General features: G+C 74.0%; 1 protein-coding gene (only partly in view). It reads left to right on the top strand.

What is annotated here, in order from left to right:
• A protein-coding gene (locus OG214_RS36815; protein WP_405987247.1) for a type I polyketide synthase crosses the window boundary here: on the top strand, positions 1–21,711 show its 5' portion. The gene runs 7,503 nt beyond the window's last position; only the first 21,711 of its 29,214 coding nucleotides appear in the window; the start codon lies at positions 1–3; its stop codon lies beyond the right edge, outside the window.

A 21,711-nucleotide genomic window follows, 5' to 3' on the forward strand; every position in this document is an offset into this window, starting at 1 on the left:
ATGGACAACGAACAGAAGCTCCGGGACTACCTCAAGCTTGCGACCGCCGATCTCCGAAGGACGCGGCAGCGGGTCAGCGAACTGGAGACGGCCGCCCAGGAGCCGATCGCCATTATCGGTATGACCTGCCGCTACCCCGGGGGCGTCAGCAGCCCGGAGGATCTGTGGCGCATGGTCGAGGCCGGCGGGAGCGGTATTTCGGAGTTTCCCGCCGACCGCGGCTGGGACACCGAGGCACTGGCCTCCGCCGCGACCTCCTCCGGCGGATTCCTGCACGACGCGCCCGACTTCGACGCCGACTTCTTCGGTATCTCGCCGCGCGAGGCCGTGGCCATGGACCCGCAGCAGCGGATCGTGCTGGAATCGGCCTGGGAGGCCTTCGAACGAGCCGGTATCGACCCGGCCTCGGTCAAGGGCAGCCAGACCGGCGTCTTCATGGGGGCGATGGCCCAGGACTACCGGGTCGGGCCCGCCGACGGCGCCGAGGGATTCCAGCTCACCGGCAACACCGGCAGTGTGCTCTCCGGCCGTATCTCCTACACCTTCGGCACGGTCGGCCCCGCCGTCACCGTCGACACCGCCTGCTCGTCCTCCCTGGTGGCCGTCCATCTCGCCACCCAGGCGCTGCGCTCGGGCGAGTGCTCCCTCGCCCTCGCCGGCGGCGTCACCGTCATGTCGAGCCCCGGCACCTTCATCGAGATGGGCCGGCAGGGCGGGCTCTCCGCCGACGGGCGCTGCCGCTCCTTCGGCGACACGGCCGACGGCACCGGCTGGGCCGAGGGGGTGGGCGTGCTGGTGCTGGAGCGGCTCTCGGACGCGCGGCGCAACGGACACGAGATCCTCGCCGTCGTCCGGGGCAGCGCGGTCAACCAGGACGGCGCCTCCAACGGACTGACCGCCCCCAACGGCCCCTCCCAGCAGGAGGTCATCCGGCAGGCCCTGATCAACTCCCGTCTCTCGGCCGATCAGATCGACGCCGTCGAGGCCCATGGCACCGGCACCACCCTCGGCGACCCCGTCGAGGCACAGGCGCTGCTCGCCACCTACGGCCAGGGCCGGGACGGGAGCAGGCCGCTGCTGCTCGGCTCGGTCAAGTCGAACATCAGCCACACCCAGGCCGCCGCCGGTGTCGCCGGTGTGATCAAGATGGTCATGGCGATGCGGCACGGAGTGCTGCCGCGCACCCTGCTCGCGGACGAGCCCTCGTCGCATGTCGACTGGGAGCGGGGAGCGGTCCGTGTCCTCACCGAGAACACCGCCTGGCCCGAGACGGGAGAGCCCAGGCGGGCCGCCGTCTCCTCGTTCGGTATCAGCGGCACCAACGCGCACACCATCGTCGAGCAGGCCCCGGCGCACGCCGGACAGACCCAGGCGGAGCCGGGACAGGCCCCGGCTGCCCCGGGGACCGCCGCCGTCCCGGGGACCGCCGCCGACGCCGGGGCGGAGGCCACCCGTGTCGAGCCCGGCACCGTACCGCTGCTGGTCTCCGCACGGACCGGGGAGGCGCTGCGGGCCCAGGCCACCGCGCTGCTCTCCGCCCTGGAGACCACCGCCGGGACGCCCGTCCTCGACACCGCCTACTCACTGGCCACCACCCGGGCCGGTTTCGAGCACCGCGCGGTGGTCCTCGCCGCCGACCGCGCCACCGCGCTCGCCGGGCTGACCGCCCTCGCCGAGGACGGCGCGTCGGCCGGTCTCATCCAGGGGACCGCCCGCGGCGAGGGGAAACTCGCCTTCCTCTTCACCGGCCAGGGCTCGCAGCGCCTCGGCATGGGCCGTGAACTCCACGCGCGGTTCCCGGTCTTCGCCCAGGCCCTGGACGCGGCGCTCGACGCGCTCGACCCGTTGCTGGACCGCCCGCTGAGGGAGGTCCTCTGGGGCGAGGACGCCGGGACGCTGGACCGTACGGAGTACGCGCAGCCCGCGCTCTTCGCCGTCGAGACCGCGCTGTACCGCCTGGTCGAGTCCTGGGGCGTCAAGCCCGACCTGCTGAGCGGCCACTCCGTCGGCGAGATCACCGCGGCCCATGTGGCCGGGGTGCTCTCGCTCGCCGACGCGGCCACGCTCGTCGCCGCCCGGGGCAGGCTGATGCAGGCGCTGCCCGCGGGCGGTGGCATGACCGCCGTACAGGCCACCGAGGACGAGATCGCCCCGCTGCTGGCCGGACACGAGGACACCGTGTCGGTCGCGGCGGTCAACGGTCCCTCGGCGCTCGTGCTCTCGGGGGAGGAGGAGGCCGTCACCCGGATCGCGGCCCGTCTCGGCACGGAGGGCCGCAAGACCAGGAAGCTGCGGGTCTCGCACGCCTTCCACTCACCGCTCATGGAGCCGATGCTCGACGAGTTCCGGACCGTGGTCGAGGGGCTGACCCTCCAGGCCCCGCTGACACCGATCGTCTCCAACCTCACCGGCGAGCCCGCCACGGTCGCCCGGGTCACCTCCCCCGACTACTGGGTGGACCATGTACGCCACGCCGTCCGGTACGCGGACGGGGTCCGCTGGCTGGCCGGTCACGGGGTGACCGCCTTCCTCGAACTCGGCCCCGACGGTGTGCTCTCCGCGATGACCGAGGAGTGCCTCGGCACACCGGACGACACGCCGGACGGTACGACGGACGGCACGACGGGCGGCCCGGCGGACGGTGCGGGGGAGCGTGCCGCGCTGCCCGCCCTGCGCGCCGGCCGGCCCGAGGCCCATACCCTCACCACGGCCCTGGCCGGGCTGCATGTACGGGGTGTCACCGTCCGCTGGGACGCGTACTTCGCCGCCACTGGGGCGCGCCGCGTCGACCTCCCCACCTATGCCTTCCAGCGCCGCAGGTACTGGCCCAGGGGAAGTCAGGGCCAGGGCGCCGATCTGCGGGCCGCCGGTCTCGGCGCCGCCCACCACCCGCTGCTCTCGGCCGCCGTCTCCCTCGCCGACTCCGAAGGCGCCCTGCTCACCGGCCGGCTCTCGCTCCGGACCCACCCGTGGCTCGCCGACCACACGGTGGGCGGCACCACCCTGCTCCCCGGCACCGCCTTTCTCGAACTGGCCGTGCGCGCCGGTGACGAGGTCGGCTGCGACCGGGTCGAGGAACTGACCCTGGCCGCCCCGCTGATCCTCCCGGAGCGGGGCGGTGTCCAGGTCCAGCTCTGGGTCGGCGCCCCCGACGACTCGGGCCGCCGTACCGTCCAGGTGTACTCACGCCCCGAGGGCGACGACGAGACGGCGTGGACCCCGCACGCCACCGGTGTGCTCGCCCTCGGCGACGAGCAGCAGCAGGGACAGGGGCAGGGCGAGGGGCAGGGGCACACGGACTTCGACGCCTCCGTCTGGCCCCCGGCCGGGGCCGAACCCGTCCCCACCGACGGACTGTACGAGCGCCTCGCCGAGGACGGCTTCACATACGGTCCGCTCTTCCGGGGGCTGCGCTCGGTCTGGCGGCGCGACGGCGAGGTGTACGCCGAGGTCGCGCTCCCCGAGGGAGGCACGGACGGCGGTGCGGACGGCGGTGCGGACGGCGCGGACGCGTTCGGACTGCACCCCGCGCTGCTCGACGCGGCGCTGCACGCGGCCCCCTTCATAGAACTCGGTGCGGAGAGCAGGGGCGCCCTGCCCTTCTCCTGGGAGGGCGTCTCGCTGCACGCGACCGGCGCCTCGGCGCTGCGGGTACGGCTCTCGCCGGCCGGCGAGGACGCGGTCTCGATCAGCGTCGCCGACACCTCCGGCGCACCGGTCGTCTCCGTCGGCTCGCTGGTGCTGCGCCCGGTCGCGCGGACGAGTCCCGACGGCGCCGCCACGGCCGCCCGGGACGCGCTGTTCGCCCTGGACTGGGTGCCCGTACGCCACGCGCCGCCCCTTCCCGGCCCGGTCGCCCTGATCGGTCCCGATGTGTTCGGACTGACCGAGGACCCGGCGACGGCGTCCTCGGCCGAACGGCACCCGGATCTCGCCTCGCTGGCGGCGGCGGAGTCCCCCGTCCCCGCCGTGGTCCTGGTGACGGTGACCGGCGGGGCGGGTGACGACGCGGCGCGCGCCGCCCACACCCTGACGGCCGATGTCCTCGCCACCGCGCGGGCCTGGCTCGCCGAGGAGCGGTTCGCCGGCTCCCGGCTGGTGTTCCTGACCCGGGGCGCGGTCGGTGGCGACGACCTCGCTGCGGCGGCGGTCTGGGGCCTGGTGCGCTCGGCGCAGTCGGAGAACCCCGGCGCCTTCGCTCTGGTCGACCTCGATCCGGCGCGGCCCGCCGCCCTGCCGCTCGCGGCCCTCGGCACGGACGAGCCGCAGACGGTGGTCCGTGACGGTGAGGTCCTCGCCGGACGTCTGGTGCGCCGGTCCCCGGGCGACAGCGGGGCCGGACCGGTGTGGGACGCCGAGGGCCGTGTGCTGATCACCGGTGGTACGGGTGGTCTGGGCGCGGTGTTCGCACGGCATCTGGTGGCGGAACACGGTGCCCGGCGGCTCCTGCTGGTCAGCCGCCGGGGCCCGGCGGCCGAGGGCGCCGACGACCTCGCCGCCGAACTGACCGCCCTGGGCGCCGATGTCGTCCTCGCCGCCTGCGACGCGGCGGACCGCGCGGTGCTGGCGGAGCTGCTCGCGGCGCACCCGGTCTCCGCCGTGGTGCACACGGCCGGGGTGCTGGACGACGGTGTCCTCGGCTCGCTCACCCCCGAGCGGCTGGACACCGTACTGCGTCCCAAGGCCGACGCGGCCTGGCATCTCCACGAGCTGACCCGCGACCTCGGTCTGACGGCCTTCGTGGTCTTCTCCTCCCTCGCCGGAGTCCTCGGCGGCGCCGGACAGGGCAACTACGCGGCGGGCAACGCGTTCCTCGACGCGCTCGTCGAGCGCCGGCGGACCGAGGGCCTGCCCGGTACCTCCCTCGCCTGGGGCCCCTGGGACCTCACGGGCGCGACGACCGGCGGTATGACCGGCTCCCTGGCCGATTCCGAGGTGCGGCGGCTCTCCCGCTCCGGAGTACCCCCGCTGCCGGTGGAGCAGGGCAGGGCGCTCTTCGACGCGGCGCTGGCGTCCGGCGAGGCCGCCCTCGTCCCCGTACGGCTGGATCTGCCCGCACTCCGCGCACAGGGCGAAGTGCCGCACGTACTGCGGTCGTTGATCCGTACCCGCGCGCGCAGGACCGCGGTCTCCGGTTCCGCGACGGCCGGCGGACTGGCCCAGCGGCTCGGCCGGCTCGACGAGAGCGACCGGGTCGATCTGCTGCTCGATCTCGTACGGGGACAGGTCGCCCTCGTACTGGGCCACTCCGGCGGTCAGGACATCGACGCGGGACGGCCCTTCCGCGAGCTGGGCTTCGACTCGCTGACGGCGGTCGAACTGCGCAACCGGCTCACCACCGTGACCGGGCTCCGGCTGCCCGCCACCCTGGTCTTCGACCATCCGACCGTCCGGCATCTCGTCACCCACCTCCTCGGCGAACTGCTCGGCGCGGACCCGGCGCCGGTCGCTCCCGCGCCGGTGCGCACCGCCGCCGTGGCCGACGACCCGATCGTGGTCGTGGGCATGGCCTGCCGCTATCCGGGCGGGGTGGCGTCGCCGGAGGACCTGTGGCGGCTGGTCGCCGAGGGCACGGACGCGATCTCCGGATTCCCCGCCAACCGCGGCTGGGACCTGGACTCCCTCTACCACCCCGACCCGGACCACGCCGGTACGGCCTACACCCGCTCCGGCGGATTCCTGCACGAGGCGGGCGAGTTCGACCCGGAGTTCTTCGGGATGAGCCCGCGCGAGGCACTGGCGACCGACTCCCAGCAGCGGCTCCTCCTGGAGGCGTCCTGGGAGGCCGTCGAACGGGCGGGCATCGATCCGCTCACCCTGCGCGGCAGCGCGACGGGCGTCTTCGCGGGGGTGATGTACAGCGACTACAGCGCGGTCCTCGCGAGCCCCGAGTTCGAGGGCTTCCAGGGCAGCGGCAGTTCGCCGAGCCTCGCCTCCGGCCGTGTCTCGTACACCCTGGGCCTGGAGGGCCCGGCCGTGACCGTCGACACCGCCTGCTCGTCGTCGCTGGTGGCGCTGCACTGGGCGATGCAGGCGCTGCGCTCGGGGGAGTGCTCGCTCGCGCTGGCCGGCGGAGTGACCGTGATGTCGACCCCGTCGGTGTTCGTGGACTTCTCCCGGCAGCGGGGACTCTCCCCCGACGGCCGCTGCAAGGCCTTCTCCGACACGGCCGACGGGGTCGGCTGGTCCGAGGGCGTCGGCATGCTCGTGCTGGAGCGGCTCTCGGACGCCCGGCGCGCGGGGCACGAGATCCTCGCGGTGGTACGCGGCTCCGCCGTCAACCAGGACGGCGCCTCCAACGGTCTGACCGCCCCCAACGGACCCTCGCAGCAGCGGGTGATCCGCCAGGCCCTCGCCGGCGCAGGACTGTCGGCCGAGGACGTCGACGCGGTGGAGGCCCATGGCACGGGCACCACCCTCGGCGACCCGATCGAGGCACAGGCCCTGCTGGCCGCCTACGGACGCGACCGCGACCCCGCCCGTCCGCTGCTGCTCGGCTCGGTGAAGTCCAACATCGGCCACACCCAGGCGGCGGCAGGGGTCGCGGGCGTCATCAAGATGATCATGGCGATGCGCCATGGCACGCTTCCCAGGACCCTCTACGCCGAGGTGCCCTCCTCGCACGTCGACTGGTCCGAGGGCGCCGTGGAACTGCTCACCGAGCAGACGCCCTGGCCCGAGACCGGCCGCCCGCGCCGGGCCGGAATCTCGTCCTTCGGTATCAGCGGCACCAATGTCCACACCATCATCGAGCAGCCCCCCGCCGCCAAGTCCCCCGCGCCGAGCGCCCCGCGCGCCACGGCGGGACCCGTCCCCTGGCTGATCTCAGGACGGACCAGGGACGCCCTGCGCGGACAGGCCGCCCGACTGCTCTCGTACGTACGGGCGGAGCCCGGACTCGACCTGCTGGACGGCGCGTTCTCGCTGGCCACGACCCGCTCGCGGTTCGACCGGCGGGCGGCCGTGGTGGCGGGCGACCGTGAGGCACTGCTGAGGTCGCTGGCGGCGCTGGCCGCCGGCCGCCCCGACGCCGGGGTCGTCGAGGGCGAGGCGCGGCGCGGACGGACCGCGCTGCTCTTCACCGGGCAGGGCAGCCAGCGGCCCGCCATGGGACGCGGACTCTACGAGCGGTTCCCGGCGTTCGCCGAGGCACTGGACGAGGTCGCCGCCGTACTCGACCCGCTGCTGGAGCGTCCGCTGCGCGAGGTGCTGTTCGCCGCCGAGGGCACGGACGAGGCCGCGCTGCTGGACGAGACCGGCTGGACCCAGCCCGCGCTCTTCGCGGTCGAGGTCGCGCTGTACCGGCTCGTACGGAGCTGGGGCATCAGGCCGGACTATGTCGCGGGCCACTCGGTCGGCGAACTCGCGGCGGCCCATGTCGCGGGCGTGCTCTCGCTCGCCGACGCCTGCGCCCTGGTCGCGGCCCGCGCGGAACTGATGCAGGCGCTGCCCTCCGGCGGCGCGATGGCCGCGGTCCGGGCGACCGAGGAGGAGGTGGCCCCGTATCTCACCGACCGGGTCTCGGTCGCCGCCGTCAACGGACCCTCCTCCGTGGTGGTTTCGGGCGACGAGGACGCCGTACGGGAGATCACCGCCGCGTTCGAGGCCCTCGGACGCAAGACCAGGCGGCTGCGGGTGAGCCATGCCTTCCACTCGCCGCGGATGGCCGGGATGCTCGACGCCTTCCGCGCCGTCGCGGCCGGACTGACCTACGCGCCCCCCGAGATCCCGCTCGTCTCCAATCTGACCGGCGCCCTCGCCACCGCCGAGCAGCTGTGCTCCCCCGACTACTGGGTCGAACATGTCCGCGCGGCGGTCCGCTTCGCCGACTGTGTGACGACCCTGCGCGACGCGGGCGTGACCACCTTCCTCGAACTGGGCCCCGACGGACCGCTCACCGCCATGGCGCAGGACACCCTCGGTGACACCCACGACGCCGAACTCGTCCCGCTGCTCCGCGCGGACCGTACGGAACAGCTCGCCGTCACCACCGCGCTGGCCCGGCTCCAGACCCACGGCGCGGCCGTCGACTGGTCCGCCTACTTCGCGGGCAGCGGCGCCCGCCGGGTGGATCTGCCCACCTACGCCTTCCAGCACGAGTTCTACTGGCCGCAGCTCACCGCGGCCCCGGCCGGGACGGTCTCCGACCCCGGCGACCAGCGTCTGTGGGCCGCCGTCGAGCGCGGCGACGCCGACGAACTGGCCACGATCCTCGGCCTCGGCGAGGGGGACCACGACTCCCTGGGCTCCCTGCTGCCCGCGCTCACCTCCTGGCGGCGCGGCAACCGGGAGAAGACCCTGCTCGACTCGCTGCGCTACCGCACCCGGTGGGTGACGCTCGGCAGGCCCGCCGCCCCCGTCCTGGACGGCACCTGGCTGCTCGTCACCAGTGACGCGACCGACCCCGCCCTGCTCGACGAGCTGACGGGCGCGCTCGGCGCCCATGGCGCGCGCGTACGGCGACTGGACCTCGACCCCGGATGCGCCGACCGGACCGTACTGGCCGAACGGCTGCTGGCCGTCGAGGAGTACGACGGCACGGCGAACATCCTGTCCGTACTCCCGCTGGACGAGCGCCCGAGCGCCGCGTACCCGCCGCTCACCGACGGGCTCGCCCTGACCGTCGCGCTCGTCCAGGCACTCGCCGACACCGGCGCGCGGGGACGGCTGTGGACCGCCACTCGGGGCGCCGTCTCGACCGGCCCCGCCGACCCGCTCACCCGCCCCGCCCAGGCCGCGGCGTGGGGACTCGGCAGGACCGTCGCGCTGGAGCATCCCAGGCTCTGGGGCGGACTGGTCGATCTGCCGGAGACGCTGGACCGGAGCGCCGCGCAGCGCCTCGCCGGAGTGCTCGCCGTCAAGGACGCCCCCGACGGCGAGGACCAGGTGGCCCTGCGCTCCTCCGGGGTCCATGGACGCAGGCTCGTCCGCCATCCCGTCGGAGAACTGCCCGCCGCCCGGGAGTTCACCGCCCGGGGCACCGTGCTCATCACCGGCGGCACCGGCGGCCTCGGCGCGGAGGTGGGCCGCTGGCTGGCCCGCGCGGGCGCGGAACGGCTCGTACTGACCAGCCGGCGCGGCCCCGACGCGCCCGGCGCCGCCGCGCTCCGCGCCGAACTGACGGAGCTGGGCGCGCGCGCCGAGATCGTCGCCTGCGACGCCGCCGACCGCGACGCGCTCGCCGCCGTACTGGCCGGCATCCCGGACGGGGAGCTGACCGGAGTGGTGCACACCGCGGGCGTCGGCCAGTACGGACCGCTCGAACAGACCGGGCTCACCGAATTCGCCGCACTGACCTCGGCGAAGCTCGCGGGAGCGGCCCATCTCGACGCCCTCCTCGGCGAGCGCGAACTCGATCTGTTCGTCCTGTTCGGCTCCATCGCAGGCGTCTGGGGCAGCGGCGGCCAGAGCGCCTACGGCGCGGCCAACGCCTATCTCGACGCCCTCGCCGAACACCGCCGCGCCCGGGGACTGACCGCCACCTCCATCGCCTGGGGCCCCTGGGCCGAGGCGGGCATGGCCGCCGACGGAACGATCTCCGGCACCCTCGAACGGCAGGGGCTCGGCCTGCTGGAGTCCGGACCCGCCCTGACCGAACTGCGGCGCGCGGTCCTCGGCCAGGACACCACCGTGACGGTCGCCGACGTCGACTGGGAGCGCTACGCCCCCGTCTTCACCTCGGCACGCCCCAGCGCCCTGCTCTCCGGCCTGCCCGAGGTACGGGCGCTCACGGGCGCCGCCGAGGGAACCGGCACCGGCACGGCCTCGGAGTTCGCCATCCGCGTACGGGCCCTCCCCGAGCTCGAGCAGACCCGGCTTCTCGCGGACCTCGTACGGAGCGAGGCCGCCGCCGTCCTCGGACACGGCTCCGCCGACGGCGTACCGGAGGCACGCGCCTTCCGCGACATCGGCTTCGACTCGCTCACCGCCGTCGAACTGCGCAAGCGTCTGTCCGCGGTCACCGGACTCTCCCTGCCCAGCACGATGGTCTTCGACTATCCGACCCCGCTGGAGCTGGCGCGGTATCTGCGGGCCGAGATCCTCGGCGCCGTCCTGGACGCGGCGGGCCCCGTCGCCACCGGCGCGGCCGACGACGAGCCCATCGCCATCATCGGGATGAGCTGCCGCTTCCCCGGCGGAGCCGGCTCCCCCGAACAGCTCTGGGAACTGGTCACCCAGGGCGTCGACGCGGTGTCCGAATTCCCCGTCAACCGGGGCTGGGACGCCCAGGGGCTCTACGACCCCGACCCGGACCGGCCGGGCAGGACCTACTCGACACAGGGCGGATTCCTCCACGAGGCCGACGCGTTCGACCCCGCGTTCTTCGGTATCTCCCCGCGCGAGGCCCTGGTGATGGACCCTCAGCAGCGACTGCTGCTGGAGACCACCTGGGAGACCTTCGAGCGGGCCGGGATCGCCCCCGGCGCCGTACGCGGCAGCCTCACCGGCACCTTCATCGGCTCCAGCTACCAGGAGTACGGACTCGGTGCGGGGGAGGGGACCGAGGGCCATATGGTCACGGGCAGCAGCCCCAGTGTGCTGTCCGGGCGGCTCTCCTACGTCTTCGGACTGGAGGGCCCCGCGGTCACGGTCGACACGGCGTGCTCGTCCTCGCTCGTCGCCCTGCATCTCGCCTGCCAGTCGCTGCGCAACGGCGAGTCCACGCTCGCGGTCGCGGGCGGTGCCACGGTCATGACGACCCCCGCGCCCTTCGTCGCCTTCAGCAGGCAGCGGGCCCTCGCCCAGGACGGCCGCTGCAAGGCGTTCTCCGACGACGCGGACGGGATGACCCTCGCCGAGGGCGTCGGCATCCTGCTGGTCGAGCGGCTCTCCGACGCCCGCCGCAACGGACATCCGGTACTGGCCGTGATCCGTGGCTCGGCGATCAACCAGGACGGCGCGTCCAACGGGCTCACCGCCCCCAACGGCCCCTCCCAGCAGCGTGTCATCCGGCAGGCCCTCGCCAACGCGCGGCTCGACCCGTCGGACGTCGACGCCCTGGAGGCCCATGGCACGGGAACGCCGCTCGGCGACCCGATCGAGGCGCAGGCGCTGCTGGCCACCTACGGCCGTGAACGCGACCCGGAGCGCGCCCTGCTGCTCGGCTCGGTCAAGTCGAACATCGGGCACACCCAGTCCGCGGCGGGTGTGGCCGGTGTGATCAAGATGGTGATGGCGCTGCGTCATGGTGTGCTGCCGCGCACCTTGCACGCGGAGACTCCGTCGTCGCACGTCGACTGGTCGTCCGGTGCGGTCCGGCTTCTGTCGGAGCCGGTGGAGTGGCCGGAGACGGGACGTCCGCGCCGGTGCGCGGTCTCGTCGTTCGGTATCAGCGGCACCAACGCGCACACGCTGCTGGAACAGGCCCCGGCCGAGGAGGAGTCGTCGGAGTCCGGGGGTACGGCCGCGCCCGGTTCCGTGCCGGGGTCCGTACCGGAAGCCGGTCCACTGCTGGTCGTGGACGGTGTGATGCCGTGGGTGATCTCGGCCCGTACCGGCTCCGCGCTGCGTGAGCAGGCCGCCCGGCTGCTGTCGTACATGGAGACGCACACCCCCGCGCCGAGGCCGCTGGATGTGGCCCACTCGCTCATCTCGTCCCGTTCCGTCTTCGAGCACCGGGCCGTACTCGTGCCGGGCGCGGAGGACGACCCGCCGGCCGTCCTGGGCGCGGTGGCGGCGGACGGACCGTCGTCCGTGGTCGCCCGGGGTGTCGCGGATGTCGAGGGGAGGACGGTGTTCGTCTTTCCGGGGCAGGGGTCTCAGTGGGCCGGGATGGGTGCTCAACTCCTCGACGAGTCCCCGGTGTTCGCCGAGCGGATCGCCGAGTGTGCTGCGGCTCTGGGTGAGTTCGTGGACTGGTCGCTGGTGGATGTGCTCCGCGGCGCGAAGGGTGCTCCGACGCTGGAGCGGGTGGACGTGGTGCAGCCCGTCTCGTTCGCGGTGATGGTGTCGCTGGCGGAGCTGTGGCGTTCGTACGGTGTGGAGCCCGATGCGGTGGTGGGTCATTCGCAGGGTGAGATCGCGGCGGCCGTGGTGTCCGGGGCGCTCTCGCTCCAGGATGGTGCGCGGGTGGTGGCGTTGCGGAGTCAGGCGATCGGGCGTCGGCTGGCGGGGCGGGGCGGGATGATGTCCGTTCCGCTGCCGGTGGTGGAGGTGGAGGGCAGGCTTGAGGCGTGGCCCGGCCGGATCTCCGTTGCCGCCGTTAACGGTCCGCGTTCGGTGGTGGTGTCGGGTGAGCCGGGTGCGTTGGACGAGTTGTTCGCGGAGCTGACGGGTGAGGAGGTGCGGGTCCGTCGTATCGCGGTGGACTACGCGTCGCATTCGGCGCAGGTCGAGGATCTGCGGGCGGAACTGCTCGACGTACTGGGGCCGGTGCGTCCTCGTGCGGCGGAGGTGCCGTTCTTCTCCACGATGGCGGGGGCGTGGCTGGACACGGAGGAGATGGACGCGGAGTACTGGTTCCGCAACCTCCGGCAGCGCGTACTCTTCGCCGACGCGATCCGTGATCTGCTGGGCGCCGGCAACCGGAAGTTCGTGGAGGTCAGCTCACATCCCGTACTGACCATGCCGGTACAGGACATGATCGACGAGACCCCGGAACCGGGGGTCGCGGGCGGAACGCTCCGCCGCGACCACGGCGGCCTCGCGCGCTTCGTCCTCTCCGCCGCCGAGCTGTACGTACGCGGGGTGGAGGTCGACTGGAGCGTGCTCTTCGCGGACACCGGCGCCCGGCGTGTGGACCTGCCCACCTATGCCTTCCAGCGTGAACAGCTCTGGGCCGTACCGCCCGTACCGGACCGTACGGCCGCGGCGGACCCCATGGACGCGGAGTTCTGGGCGGCGGTCGAAGAGGAGGACGTCTCCGCGCTGACCTCCGCCCTGGGCACGGACGAGGACTCGGTCGCCGCGGTGCTGCCCGCGCTGTCGTCCTGGCGCAGGTCGCGCCGGGACCGTTCCACCGTCGACTCCTGGCGCTACCGGGAGTCCTGGACACCGGTCGGCACGGTCCCGCAGACACCGCTGTCCGGTGTCTGGCTGGTGGTATCGGCCGAGGCCCACGACGACACCGATGTGGTGGAGGCGCTGAGCGGCCAGGGTGCCGAGGTACGGCGGCTCGTACTGGACGAGTCGTACCTGGACCGCGAGGTCCTCGCCGCACGGCTGGCCGAGTACGGCGGACAGCACGGGACCGGTGAGTCCGCTGACTTCGGTGAGAGTGCCGGGACTGGTGAGAGTGGCGGGACCGGCGCGGCCGAGGAGGTCGCGGCGTTCGCCGGGTTCACGGGGATCGTCTCGACGCTCGCCGCCGCCGAGGCACCGTCGGAACGCCACCCCGGTCTGGCACTCGGCCTGGCCCTGACCGTCTCGCTCGTCCAGGCGCTGGGCGACTCCGGGGTCGACGCGCCGCTGTGGTTCCTCACCCGTGGCGCCGTCTCCACCGGACGCTCCGACACGCTCGTCTCACCCGTCCAGGCACAGGTCGCCGGGGTGGGCTGGACGACGGCCCTGGAGCATCCCCAGCGCTGGGGCGGTGTCATCGATCTGCCCGCGACCCTGGACGAGCGGGCCGCGGGGCGGCTCGCGGCGGCCCTCGCCGGCGCGCTCGGTGAGGAGGACCAGCTCGCCGTGCGCTCCTCGGGCGTGTTCACGCGCCGTATCGTGCGCGCCGCGACCGGCGAGCGTGAACCCGCCCGCGACTGGACCCCGCGCGGCACCACACTCGTCACCGGCGGTTCCGGCACGCTCGCCCCGCATCTCGCGCGCTGGCTGGCCGCGCGGGGCGCCGAACATCTCGTGCTGACGAGCCGCCGGGGCATGGACGCCCCCGGCGCGGCCGAGCTCGTCGCGGAACTGGCCGGACTGGGCACGGAAACGACCGTCGCCGCCTGTGATGTGACCGACCGCGAGGCCGTCGCCGCGCTGCTGTCCGCTCTGAGGGCCGAAGGCCGTACGGTACGCACCGTCGTCCACACCGCCGCGCTGATCGAGCTGTACACGCTGGCCGAGACCAGCCTCGACGCCTTCGCCCGGGTCATGCACGCCAAGGTGGCCGGCGCCCAGGTGCTGGACGAACTCCTCGACAGCGACGAACTGGACGACTTCATCCTCTACTCGTCCACCGCCGGGATGTGGGGCAGCGGCGCGCACGCCGCCTATGTGGCGGGCAACGCGTATCTCGCCGCGCTCGCCGCCCACCGCCGGGCCCGGGGTCTGCCCGCGCTCTCCCTCTCCTGGGGCATCTGGGCCGACGACCTCCAGCTCGGCCGCGTCGACCCGGGGACGATCCGGCGCAGCGGTCTGGAGTTCATGGCCCCGCAGCTCGCGCTCACCGGGCTGGGGCGCGCCCTGGACGACGAGGAGACCGTCATCGCGGTCGCCGACATCGACTGGGAGACCTACTACCCCGTCTTCACCTCCGGCCGCCCCAGCACCCTCTTCGCCGAGGTGCCCGAGGTACGGAGGATCACCGAGGCCGCCGAGCGCTCCACCGGCACCGTCGCCGAGGGCGAGTTCGTGACCCGGCTGCGCGCGCTCTCCCCGGCCGAGCGGGAGCGGGTGCTGCTGGAGACGGTCCGTACGGAGGCCATGGCCGTGCTGGGCCTCTCGTCGCCCGACGCCCTGCCGGACCAGCGCGCCTTCCGCGATGTCGGTTTCGACTCGCTCACGGCGGTCGGGCTGCGCAACCGTCTCGCGTCCGTCACCGGACTGACGCTCCCGACGACCATGGTCTTCGACCATCCCAGCCCCGCCGCGCTGGCCGGTTTCCTCGGGAGCGAGATGGCGGGCGCCCGTACGGTGACCGGGGGACCGGTGACGGCCGCGCTCTCCGCCACCGACGACGACCCGATCGCCGTCATCGGCATGAGCTGCCGCTACCCCGGCGGGGTCGGCTCCGCCGAGGAGCTGTGGCGGCTCGTCAGGGAGGGCGGCGACGCCATCTCCGGCTTTCCCGCCGATCGTGGCTGGGACGCCGAGGGGCTCTACGACCCGGACCCCGACCGGCAGGGCAGGACCTACTCCGTCCAGGGCGGATTCCTGCACGACGTCGCCGACTTCGACCCCGGCTTCTTCGGGATCTCGCCGCGCGAGGCGGTCTCCATGGACCCCCAGCAGCGGCTGCTGCTGGAGACGGCCTGGGAGGCCTTCGAGCACGCCGGGATCGACCCGGTCAGCCGGCGCGGCAGCATGACCGGCACCTTCGTGGGCGCCAGCTACCAGGACTACGCCTCCGCCGTGCCCAACGCGGCCGAGGGCTCCGAGGGCCACGCGATCACCGGCACGCTCTCCAGCGTGCTCTCCGGACGGGTGTCGTATCTCTTCGGCTTCGAGGGACCGGCCGTCACCCTCGACACCGCCTGCTCGTCCTCGCTCGTCGCGATGCATCTCGCCTGCCAGTCGCTGCGCAACGGCGAGAGCTCCCTCGCGCTCGCGGGCGGGGTGAGCATCATGTCCACCCCGCTCTCCTTCGTCGGCTTCAGCCGGCAGCGGGCGCTCGCGGCCGACGGCCGGTGCAAGGCGTACGCCGACTCCGCCGACGGAATGACCCTCGCCGAGGGCGTCGGTCTCGTCCTGCTGGAGCGGCTCTCCGACGCCCGGCGCAACGGGCATCACGTACTGGCCGTGGTGCGCGGCAGCGCGGTCAACCAGGACGGCGCGTCCAACGGACTGACCGCCCCCAACGGCCCCTCCCAGCAGCGGGTGATCCGCCAGGCCCTCGCCAACGCCGGACTCCGTCCGGCCGAGGTCGATGTCATCGAGGGCCATGGCACCGGCACCGCGCTGGGCGACCCCATCGAGGCCCAGGCCCTGCTCACCACCTACGGCCAGGACAGGGACCCGGGGCAGCCGCTGCTCCTCGGCTCGGTCAAGTCCAACATCGGGCACACCCAGATGGCCTCGGGCGCCGCCAGCGTGATCAAGATGGTCATGGCGCTCCAGCAGGGCGTCGTACCGAAGACGCTCCATATCGACACCCCGTCCTCGCATGTCGACTGGTCCTCCGGCGCCATCGGTCTGCTGACCGAGGAGACCGACTGGCCGGAGACCGGCCGCCCCCGGCGCGGCGCCGTCTCCTCGTTCGGCATCAGCGGCACCAATGTGCACACCATCCTCGAACAGGCACCCCCGGCGGAGCCGGCCGAGGAGCCCGCCGAGGACCGCGAACCGGCGCCGGGCGCCGTGCCGGTGCTGGTCTCCGCGCGGAACGAGACGGCGCTGCGCGCCCAGGCGGGCCGGCTGCTCGCCCTCATGGAGGAGCGGCCAGGGACCCGTCCCGCCGATCTCGCCTTCTCCCTGGCGACCTCGCGCGCGAGCCTGGAGCGCCGCGCCGCCGTCGTGGCAGAGGGGCGCGACGAGGTGCTGACCGGTCTGCTGGCCCTGCGCGACGGACTGCCGGGACCGGGCGTGGTGCGGGGCGGCACGGGCCGTGGCCGTACGGCGTTCCTGTTCACCGGGCAGGGCAGCCAGCGCCCCGGCATGGGACGCGAACTGTACGGGCGTTTCCCCGTGTTCGCCGACGCGCTCGACGCCGTACTGGCCCATGTGGACGGCGAACTGGACCGGCCGCTGCGCGAGATCCTGTTCGCCGCCGAGGGCTCGGCGGAGGCCGCCCTGCTCGACCGGACCGTGTACGCGCAACCCGCGCTGTTCGCCGTCGAGGTCGCGCTGTTCCGGCTCATCGAGTCCTGGGGGATCACCCCCGCCTATCTGGCCGGGCACTCCATCGGTGAACTCGCCGCCGCGCACGCCGCCGGCGTGCTCTCCCTGCCCGACGCGTGCGCCCTGGTGGCCGCGCGCGGCCGGCTGATGCAGGCGCTGCCCGAGGGCGGCGCGATGGTCTCCCTCCAGGCCGCCGAGGACGAGGTCCTGCCGCTGCTGGCGGAAGCCGGGGACCGGGTCTCGGTCGCGGCCGTCAACGGGCCCTCCTCGGTGGTCGTCGCCGGGGCCGAGGACGCCGTACTCGCCATCGCCGCGTCCTTCGCGGCCGACGGACGCAGGACCAGGCGGCTGCGGGTGAGCCATGCCTTCCACTCCCCGCTCATGGACCCGATGCTCGACGACTTCGCCCGGGTCGCGCGGAGTCTCACCTACCACCCGCCCGTCATCCCCCTCGTCTCCCATGTGACCGGCGCGCTCGCCACCGACGACCAGGTGTGCGCCCCCGAGTACTGGGTCCGCCATGTCAGGGACACCGTCCGCTTCGCCGACGGGATCGGCTGGCTCTCGGCCCAGGGCGGTGTACGGACCTTCCTCGAACTCGGCCCCGACGGCGTGCTCTGCGGCATGGCGCGGGAGAACCTCCCCGAGGAGTCCACCGGGACGCCCCCCGCCGTCCTGCTGCCGCTTCTGCGCCGTGACCGCCCGGAGGTACGGGCGCTCGTCACCGCGCTGGCGGGCGCACAGGTGAACGGTGCGGACATCGACTGGCGCGCGTACTTCGCGGACGGCGGAGCGCGCCGGATCGCCCTGCCCAGCTACGCCTTCCAGCGTGAACGCTACTGGCCCGAGGCACCGGCGGACGCGGCCCCGGCGGGGCTGAGCGCCGGCGGCGCCGTGGACGCCGAGTTCTGGTCGGCCGTCGAGCGCGACGACGTGACGGCGCTCGCGGCCTCGCTCGGCCTGGACGACGGCACCGTCACCGCGATGGTCCCCGCCCTCAGCGCGTGGCGCCGCCGCCGGGGCGAGCAGTCCGCCGTGGACGCCTGGCGGTACAAGGTCGTCTGGAAACCGCGGACCGGCTCCACCGCACCGGCCGCGCTCCCCGGACGCTGGGTCGTCCTGGCACCCGCCCGTACGGAGGACGCGGCCTGGTCCGCGGAGGTCGTCGCCGCCCTCGGCACGGAGACCGTCCTCGTCGAGGTCACCGGGACCGACCGGGCCGCACTCGCCGAGCGGCTGACCGGACTGCGCGCCGCGGAAGGCGAGTTCGCCGGGGTCCTGTCCTTGCTCGCCCTCGTGGGCCGCGACGGCGCGGCCCGCCCCGAGGTGCCCGCCGCCCTCCCCCTGACGACCGTCGCCGTACAGGCGCTCGGCGACGCCGGGATCGACGCGCCGCTGTGGAGCGTCACCCGTGGCGCCGTGTCCATCGGCCGCTCGGAGCATGTGATCAGCCCCGACCAGGCCGCCGTCTGGGGACTCGGCCGTGCCGTCGCCCTCGAACAGCCCGGCCGCTGGGGCGGCTGCGTCGATCTGCCCGAGCGGCTCGACACCCATGCCGCCCGCCGGTTCAGGAGCGTCCTGGCCGGTGCGGACGGCGAGGGTGAGAGCGCCGTACGCGCCTCCGGCGTCTTCGTACGGCGCCTCGCCCACAGCCCCGCTGGAGCGGTGGAAGCGAACGGAGCGTCCGGAGGCACCGGAGCGTCCGGAGGGACGGGAGCGTCCGGAGCGGCGGACGAGCGGCGCCTGTTCGACCCGGCGGGCACCATTCTGATCACCGGCGGCACCGGCGCCCTCGGCGGACATGTGGCCCGCGGGCTCGCCCGCGAGGGAGCCCGTCATCTGCTGCTCGCCGGACGGCGCGGCGAGGACGCGCCAGGCGCCGCCGGACTCCGCGCCGAACTGGAGGAACTGGGCGCCGGCGTCACCATCGCCGCCTGCGATGTCGCCGACCGCGACGCGCTGGCCGCCCTGCTCGCCGCCGTACCCGAGGACGCCCCGCTCACCGCGGTGATCCATACGGCCGGGGTGGTCGAGGACACCACCGTGGACGCGCTGACCCCGGACGGCTTCAGCGCCGTCCTGCGCTCCAAGGTGGTCCCGGCACACCATCTCCATGAGCTCACCGCCGAGCTGGATCTCTCCGCGTTCGTGCTCTTCTCCTCGACGGCCGGTGTCATCGGCGCGGCGGGACAGGGCAACTACGCCGCCGCCAACGCCTATCTGGACGCGCTCGCCGAGTACCGGCGGGCCCATGGCCTCACCGCGCTCTCCGTCGCCTGGGGCCCCTGGGCCGGATCCGGCATGGCCGCCGACGCCACCGGGGTCGAGAACCGCGTACGGCGCGGCGGATTCGAGCCTCTCGCGCCGGAACCTGCCGTACGCGCCCTGCTCCGGGCGGTCGAGCACGACGACACCGCCCTCGCGATCGCCGACATCGACTGGGACCGTTTCCTCCCCGCGTTCGCCGCGAGCCGCCCCCTGCCGCTCGTCGCGGACCTGCCCGAGGTACGGCGGTCCGCCGCGCCCGCCGTCGGCGGTGCCGGGGAGTCGGGACTGCGCCAGCGGCTCGCCGGACTGCCCGAGGCCGAACGCGCCGGACATGTACTCGACCTGCTGCGCGCCCAGGTGGCCGCCGTGCTCGGTCACTCCGACGCGCGGAACATCGAGGACGACCGTGCCTTCCGTGATCTCGGCTTCGACTCGCTGACCACGCTCGAACTCCGTAACGGACTCGCCGCCCTGACCGGGCTGAGCCTGCCCGCCTCGCTCGTCTACGATCTGCCGACCCCGCGCGAGCTGGCGGACTTCCTGCTGGCCGAGCTGCTCGGCACGCTGCCCGAAACGGCGGCGCCCGTCGCGGCGGACCGGCCCCAGGCCGACGACCCGATCGCCGTCGTCGGCATGAGCTGCCGCTTCCCCGGCGGGGCCGACTCGCCCGAGGAACTGTGGCGGCTGCTCGACGAGGGCAGGGACGGCATCACCGCGTTCCCCGCCGACCGAGGCTGGGACCTCGGGGCGCTCGGCGCGGGCGCCTCGGACACCCTCCAGGGCGGATTCCTCACCGGCGTCGCCGACTTCGACGCCCGCTTCTTCGGGATCTCACCCCGTGAGGCACTGGCCATGGACCCACAGCAGCGGCTGCTGCTGGAGACCACCTGGGAGGCGCTGGAGCGGGCCGGGATCGACCCGTCGGGCCTGCGCGGCTCCACCACCGGGGTCTTCGTCGGCACCAACGGCCAGGACTACGCCGACGTACTGCGCCGCTCCGCCTCCGACGTACGGGGATACGCGGCCACCGGCAACACCGCGAGCGTCATGTCCGGCCGGCTCTCCTACGCGCTCGGTCTGGAGGGCCCGGCCGTCACCGTCGACACGGCCTGCTCGTCCTCGCTGGTGGCCCTGCACTGGGCCGGCAAGGCGCTGAGCGCGGGGGAGTGCTCGCTGGTGATCGCGGGCGGGGTCTCCGTGATGTCCGGTCCCGACTCCTTCGTCGAGTTCTCCGCCCAGGGCGGTCTCGCCCCCGACGGCCGGTGCAAGGCGTTCTCCGACAGCGCCGACGGCACCGCGTGGTCCGAGGGCGTCGGCATCCTGGTCCTGGAGCGGCTCTCCGACGCCGTACGCAACGGCCACGAGGTCCGGGGAATCATCCGCGCCACCGCCGTCAACCAGGACGGCGCGTCCAACGGGCTCACCGCGCCCAACGGCCCCTCGCAGCAGCGGGTGATCCGCCAGGCGCTCGCGGACGCGGGACTGACACCCGACGCCGTGGACGCCGTGGAGGCGCACGGCACCGGCACGACACTGGGCGACCCGATCGAGGCCCAGGCCCTGCTGACCGCCTACGGCCGGGACCGGGAGCGCCCGCTGCTGCTCGGCACGGTCAAGTCGAACATCGGTCACACCCAGGCGGCGGCCGGGGTCGCGGGCGTCATCAAGATGCTGCTCGCCATGCGGCACGGCACCCTGCCGAAGACCCTGCACATCGACACCCCCTCGGCGCATGTCGACTGGTCCTCCGGCGCGGTGTCACTGCTGCGCGAGGCGGTCGCCTGGCCCGAGACCGGCCGTCCGCGCCGGGCCGGGGTCTCGGCCTTCGGTGTCAGCGGGACGAACGCGCATGTCATCGTGGAACAGGCACCGGCCGTCGAAGCGGCGCCCCCGGCCGCCGCTCCCGCCGCCGTACCGGGCACCCTTCCCGCGGCCGTGCCGTGGATCGTGTCCGGCAGGACCCGTGAGGCGCTCCAGGCGCAGATCGGCCGGCTCACCGCCTTCGCCGCCGGCACCGAACTCTCCCCGGTGGACATCGGGCACTCCCTCGCCACGGACCGTACGGTCTTCCCGCACCGCGCGGTACTGCTCGCGGGACCCGACGGCGTACGGGAGATCGCACGCGGAGCGGCCGGCCGCGCCCCCGGCGGGACCGCGTTCCTCTTCTCCGGCCAGGGCAGCCAGCGCGGCGCGATGGGCCGTGAGCTGTACGGGCGGTTCCCCGTCTTCGCCGAGGCGCTGGACGCGGTGCTCGCCCATCTCGACACCGAGCTGGAATTCCCGCTGCGCGAGGTGCTGTTCGCCGAGCCCGGCACCTTCGAGTCGGAGCTGCTGGACGAGACCGGCTGGACCCAGCCCGCGCTGTTCGCCGTCGAGGTGGCGCTCTTCCGGCTCACCGAATCATGGGGACTGACCCCGGACTTCGTGGCCGGGCACTCCATCGGTGAGATCGCCGCGGCCCATGTGGCGGGCGTGTTCACCCTGGAGGACGCCTGCCGGCTGGTGGCGGCGCGGGCCTCGCTGATGCAGGCGCTCCCGCAGACCGGCGCGATGGTCGCGCTCCAGGCCGCCGAGGACGAGATCATCCCGCTGCTGGGCGAGCACGTCTCGATCGCGGCGGTCAACGGCCCCGACGCGCTGGTCGTCGCGGGCGCCGAGGACGCCGTCCTGGAGATCGCCGGACTCCTCGCGGCCGAGGGGCGCAGGACCAAGCGGCTGCGGGTCTCGCACGCCTTCCACTCGCCGCTGATGGACCCGATGCTCGCGGACTTCGCCCGGGTCGCC

This window comes from Streptomyces sp. NBC_00872 (assembly GCF_045161915.1).
Classification (GTDB): Bacteria; Actinomycetota; Actinomycetes; order Streptomycetales; family Streptomycetaceae; genus Streptomyces.